Source organism: Comamonas sp. B-9 (genome assembly GCF_000410635.1).
GTDB lineage: Bacteria > Pseudomonadota > Gammaproteobacteria > Burkholderiales > Burkholderiaceae_C > Comamonas.
The window spans coordinates 1-1,433 of sequence record NZ_KE148617.1; the positions used below are offsets into that span (position 1 = coordinate 1).

A 1,433-nucleotide genomic window follows, 5' to 3' on the forward strand; every position below is an offset into this window, starting at 1 on the left:
TCAGCCTCGCCGGCGTCGGCGCCCGCCGCCTGGGATTCGTCGGCCGCTGCCGCTTGCGCGGGCACGGCACGCTTGCGCGGCGCACGGCGCTTTTCTGACGGGGCAGCACCTTCTTGCAAGGCCTTATCTCCGTCCTGGGGCGCATTCATATCGCTGGTATCACTCATCATCTTTTTGCTTTTCTACCCCGCCTAGTGCGGAATTATGTGCATCGTCAACACGGTCCAGAGGATCCGTATCTCTTGGTGTGGCCGCTGCGGCGGGGGCATCTGCCTCGCCACTGGCCGCCTGGGCCTCAGCCGCCAGATTGGCGGCAGCATCTTCATCATCGGCAGCCTCACCTAGCGGTGAGGTCTGCACATCCTGCGCGTCTTGTAAATCCTGCGCGTCCTGCAAATCTTGCAAACTCTCCAACACATCCACATCGCCAGCGGGCGCTGCCATCGGCATCGACTCGCCCACCAACTCAAAAGCCTCGGCATCCGGCGGCCCGGCATCCTGCGGCGCTGCCTCGTCCGGCGCAGCCTCCAGCGGCAGGCTGTCAAACATGGTCTGCGGCTGGTTGCTGCTGTCCAACTCGGGCAGCTGGTCCAGCGACTGCAGACCCAGGTCATCCAGAAACTGCCGGGTGGTCGCCAGCAGCGCAGGCCGCCCGATGGTCTCCCGGTAGCCAATCACTTCCACCCAGCCCCGGTCCTCCAACTGCTTGATGATCAAGCTGTTGACGGTGACGCCCCGGATATCTTCGATATCGCCACGGGTCACCGGCTGCCGGTAGGCAATGATGGCCAAGGTCTCCAAGGTCGCACGCGAGTACTTGGGGGGCTTTTCCGGGTGCAGGCGATCGAGGTACTCGCGCATCTCCGGCCGGCTCTGAAAACGCCAGCCCGAGGCCACCTGCACCAGCTCCACACCGCGGTGTGACCAGTCGAGCTGCAGCTCCTGCAGCAGCACCTTGAGCGTGTCCGTTCCCAAATCATCGGCAAACAATCCCCGCAGCTCACGCACGGTGATGGGCTGGGGCGCGCAGATCAGCGCAGTCTCCAGCACCCGTTTTGCTTCCAAAGTATGCATGCGATAAATCCCTGTTGGCACGCCAGCGCGCGGGCTGCGTGTTGAGACAAAGGAATGCGTATCAAGAGGGCCGCGTTTGCATGGCCAAGATCACGGCGCAGGCATAAGCGCCCATAGCCGTCGGCACTGGGCGCCACCGCTGCAGTGTGCAAACTCCGGGTTTGCGCTGGTCAAAAACCAGACCTGCAGGGGCAGCGCTTAGGCCAATTGGGCCAAATTATACCGAAGATCCCAATTTTCCATCGCCGAGGTGATATCGGCAGGCGGCAGCGCGAACCAGGACATGCTCTGGCCGGTGACCGGATGCACAAAGGCCAGCCGCAGCGCATGCAGCGCCTGGCGCTCCATACCAGCCGCTG

The 1,433-nt window shown here is 63.2% G+C and carries 1 protein-coding gene and 1 pseudogene; both read right to left on the reverse strand.

All coding sequences use genetic code 11. From position 1 onward, the window contains the following. Window positions 1–159 precede the first annotated feature (159 nt). Window positions 160–1,074, reverse strand: coding sequence for an SMC-Scp complex subunit ScpB (gene scpB / locus H928_RS30955; RefSeq protein ID WP_021027542.1), 915 nt, complete (start codon window positions 1,072–1,074; stop codon window positions 160–162). Window positions 1,075–1,272: 198 nt separating this feature from the next. Next, window positions 1,273–1,433 (reverse strand): annotated as a pseudogene (locus H928_RS33515) (RluA family pseudouridine synthase); the annotation flags it as partial.